Here is a 3,276-nt window from a genome sequence, read left to right on the forward strand (position 1 = left end):
GTGCGGGGCTCTGTCGTGCGGGGCTCTGTCGTGCGGGGCTCTGTCGTGCGGGGCTCTGTCGTGCGGCCGGATGGAGTTCGTTGCCATGTGCTACGTACCTGCGACAGCGGCGCCACACCGACGCGGCGTGACGTCCGCTCGACACGCATTTTTTCAGGAAGAGGCTAGGCCGTGGCATCAACTTCTGCCGGGATGCACCGTTGGCTGCTGGGTCCTTCGTTGAGCCACTACTTGCGGGTTCGACCGGAGGCGCCTGCTCCTATTGCCTACCCGGATAAAAGCCTCCAGGAAACCAAGCAGCTGCTCAAAGAGCATTTGCTGGACTCTATTCTCGAGCGTGCGCTTGGGGAGATGGAGGGGTCTGCGCCGCCACCACCCCCAACGAAACACCCCGCCTATCCGGTAGTGGCGTCGTCCCTGGCTGTCGCCGCCCCCGCGCCACGGGTTGCCCAGCCGGCTGCCATCGGATATTATATCTACGCCGTCACCCTCTATACGCCGGATCTCTGGCTGGCTGAACGGGGCGTAGATCCCACCTACCCGATCTACCGTTACCCATTTGGAAAAGCACAGGCGCTGATCAGCAAGGTCTCGCTGGATGAGTTCGGTGAAAAGTCCCTCCAACTCAATCTGAACGATCAGGCGTGGTTTCGAGGGACTGTCGAAAAGCATAACCGTGTTCTGGCGGCGGTGCAATCCCAGGGCGCTATCGTGCCGATGCGTGTCTGTACGATCTGCGACTCCCTCGAAAGCCTCAAGGCGTTCTTGAAGGAGCACTATGAGGACTTCATGCTTACCCTCGGTGTAATCGAGGGGAGGATGGAATGGGAACTCCAGGTGCTGTGTAATGAACGGAGGCTGCGGTTGCTGACCGAGAAGGCGAGCAACCGGGTGCGGGCGCTACAGGCGGAAATGACGGGTAAGCCGCCGGACGAGGCCCGCAGGCTTCGAACCGAATTGGAGCGGGTCGTCGCGGAAGAAACCCGCGCGGTGTGTCGGGCCTGTATCCGCCATAGCAATGGCGCGTTGACCGGCTACACAGATGGAACGGCCATTTTACCCGTGGTGGCTGAACGCTCGCCGCAGGGGCAGCGGCTCATCTTTAACGCCGCGTACCTCGTCAACCCCGAACACACCGACAGCTTCGCCCGGCAGGTACGACAACTTCAGAAATCGTACGCGTCGCTCGGGTTCGATTTTGTGCTTGCCGGCCCGCAGCCGGCTGCCCATTTCCAGGATGCGGGGAACCCCTCGCGATCCCTCGCACGGCCCGCTCCCGCGCAGGCGATCCTGACCACCTGATCGTCGTCGGCTGGTACTCGGTTAACCTATCAGAGCTTTCATGTACTCGCGGCGCATCAAGGCGATGCCGGCGATCGAGATGCCCTTCGGACACACGGCTTCACACTCCCCGTGGTTCGAACAGTCGCCGAAGCCCTCCTTTTCCATCTGGCCCACCATGTGGAGCACGCGTCGCTTGCGCTCGGGCTCGCCCTGGGGCAGCAGCGCAAGGTGGGCCACTTTGGCGCCCACAAATAGCGATGCCGAGGCATTAGGGCAGGCCGCCACACAGGCGCCGCAGCCTATACATGCCGCAAAGTCGAACGCCGCCTCCGCCTTGTCTTTCTCGACGGGGATCGTGTTGGCATCCGGGGCGCTGCCCGTGTTGATCGACACGTATCCGCCGGCCTCGATGATGCGATCGAGCGCCGAGCGGTCCACGACAAGGTCGCGTATGACCGGGAATGCGTCAGCGCGCCAGGGCTCGACATCGATCGTGTCGCCGTTCTTGAATTCGCGCATGTGGAGCTGGCAGGTTGCCGTTCGTGCGCGCGGACCGTGCGCCTGGCCATTGATCATCATATTACATGATCCACAGATCCCCTCGCGGCAGTCGTGGTCGAACTCGACCGGCTCCTTGCCCTCCTTGATCAACGTCTCGTTCAGCAGATCGAACATCTCCAGAAACGACATGTCCTGGCTAACATCGTCCAGGCTGTAGGTTTCGAATTGGCCGGCCACGGTGGGCCCTGCCTGCCGCCAAACGTTGAGTTGTATGCGCATAACGGTCTATTGGCTATCGGGTACGCGTAGAATCGGATCTGGAGGTTACTTGTAGCTGCGTTGCGAGAGCGAAACGTTCTCGAAGGCAAGATTTTCTTTGTGGAGCAAGGCCGGCCCGCCGGCCTGATGCTGCCAGGCCGCGGCGTACGCAAAGTCGTCGTCGTTGCGCAGCGCTTCGCCTTCCGGTGTCTGATACTCTTCGCGGAAGTGGCCGCCGCACGATTCCTCACGCTGGAGGGCATCGCGGGCCATGAGTTCGCCCAACTCCATGAAATCGGCCACCCGGCCGGCGAATTCCAGATTCTTGTTTAGCGAATCCTGGCGTCCGGGCAGCGTGACATCGTCCCAGAAGGAGGCGCGCAACGCGGCGATCTCGTCGACGGCGCGTGTGAGGCCTTCCCGCGTGCGGCTCATGCCCACATTATCCCATACGATTCGGCCCAAGTCACGGTGGAACTCGAGGACCGTCCGTTTCTTACGGCCGCTGAAGAGGCGATCAATGGTTTCGGTGGAGGAGGATTCGGCCTCGGCGAACGCGGCGTCGCTGGTGCTGCCGCCGGCGGCCGTGCCGGCTAAATATTGCCCGAGCGTGTAGGGGATGATGAAGTACCCGTCCGCCAGCCCCTGCATGAGCGCGCTCGCTCCAAGGCGGTTCGCGCCGTGGTCCGAGAAATTACACTCACCCAGTGCGAATAGGCCCGGAACGGTCGTCATCAGGTTATAATCGACCCACAGGCCGCCCATCGTATAGTGGACGGCGGGGTAGATGCGCATCGGAACATCGTAGGGGTTCTCGTCGGTGATGCGTTCGTACATCTCAAACAGGTTGCCGTACCGCGCGGCGATGGTGTCCCGGCCGAGGCGTTTGATCGCGTCGCGGAAGTCGAGGTAGACCGATAACTGAGTCGTACCCACGCCGCGGCCCTCGTCGCATACCTGCTTGGCATTGCGCGACGCAACGTCGCGCGGTACCAGGTTGCCGAAGCTCGGGTACTTTTTCTCGAGGTAATAGTCGCGATCCTCTTCGGGGATCTGGAGGGGCGCGCGTTTGTCGCCTACGTTTTTAGGCACCCAGACGCGGCCGTCGTTCCGGAGGCTCTCGCTCATGAGCGTGAGCTTGGACTGGTAGTCGCCCGAAACGGGGATACAGGTCGGGTGGATTTGCGTGAAACACGGGTTGGCGAACAACGCCCCGCGTTTATAACAGCGCCA

General features: G+C 61.9%; 3 protein-coding genes. 1 reads left to right on the top strand and 2 read right to left on the bottom strand.

From position 1 onward, the window contains the following. The first annotated feature begins 192 nt into the window (after window positions 1-192). Window positions 193-1,302 carry a GvpL/GvpF family gas vesicle protein gene (locus SH809_17740; GenBank protein ID MDZ4701559.1) on the top strand — a complete coding sequence of 370 codons (1,110 nt, stop codon included), beginning with the start codon at window positions 193-195 and terminating at the stop codon, window positions 1,300-1,302. 21 nt (window positions 1,303-1,323) lie between these two features. Here the strand turns inward: SH809_17740 and SH809_17745 are convergent, their stop codons facing one another. Both SH809_17745 and sdhA read right to left on the bottom strand, forming a co-directional pair. After that, complete coding sequence (locus SH809_17745) at window positions 1,324-2,064, bottom strand: succinate dehydrogenase/fumarate reductase iron-sulfur subunit (GenBank protein ID MDZ4701560.1); 741 nt, start codon at window positions 2,062-2,064, stop codon at window positions 1,324-1,326. A 45-nt stretch (window positions 2,065-2,109) separates the two neighbouring features. Beyond that, on the bottom strand, window positions 2,110-3,276 hold a 1,167-nt coding region (sdhA, locus tag SH809_17750; GenBank protein MDZ4701561.1), incomplete at its 5' end, for a succinate dehydrogenase (quinone) flavoprotein subunit.

The sequence above is a fragment of the Rhodothermales bacterium genome (assembly GCA_034439735.1).
GTDB lineage: Bacteria > Bacteroidota > Rhodothermia > Rhodothermales > JAHQVL01 > JAWKNW01.

Coding starts and splice junctions, on each gene's coding strand:
- SH809_17745 (MDZ4701560.1), bottom strand. CDS start 2,064: ATGCGCATACAACTCAACGTTTGGCGGCAGGCAGGGCCCACCGTGGCC.
- SH809_17740 (MDZ4701559.1), top strand. CDS start 193: ATGCACCGTTGGCTGCTGGGTCCTTCGTTGAGCCACTACTTGCGGGTT.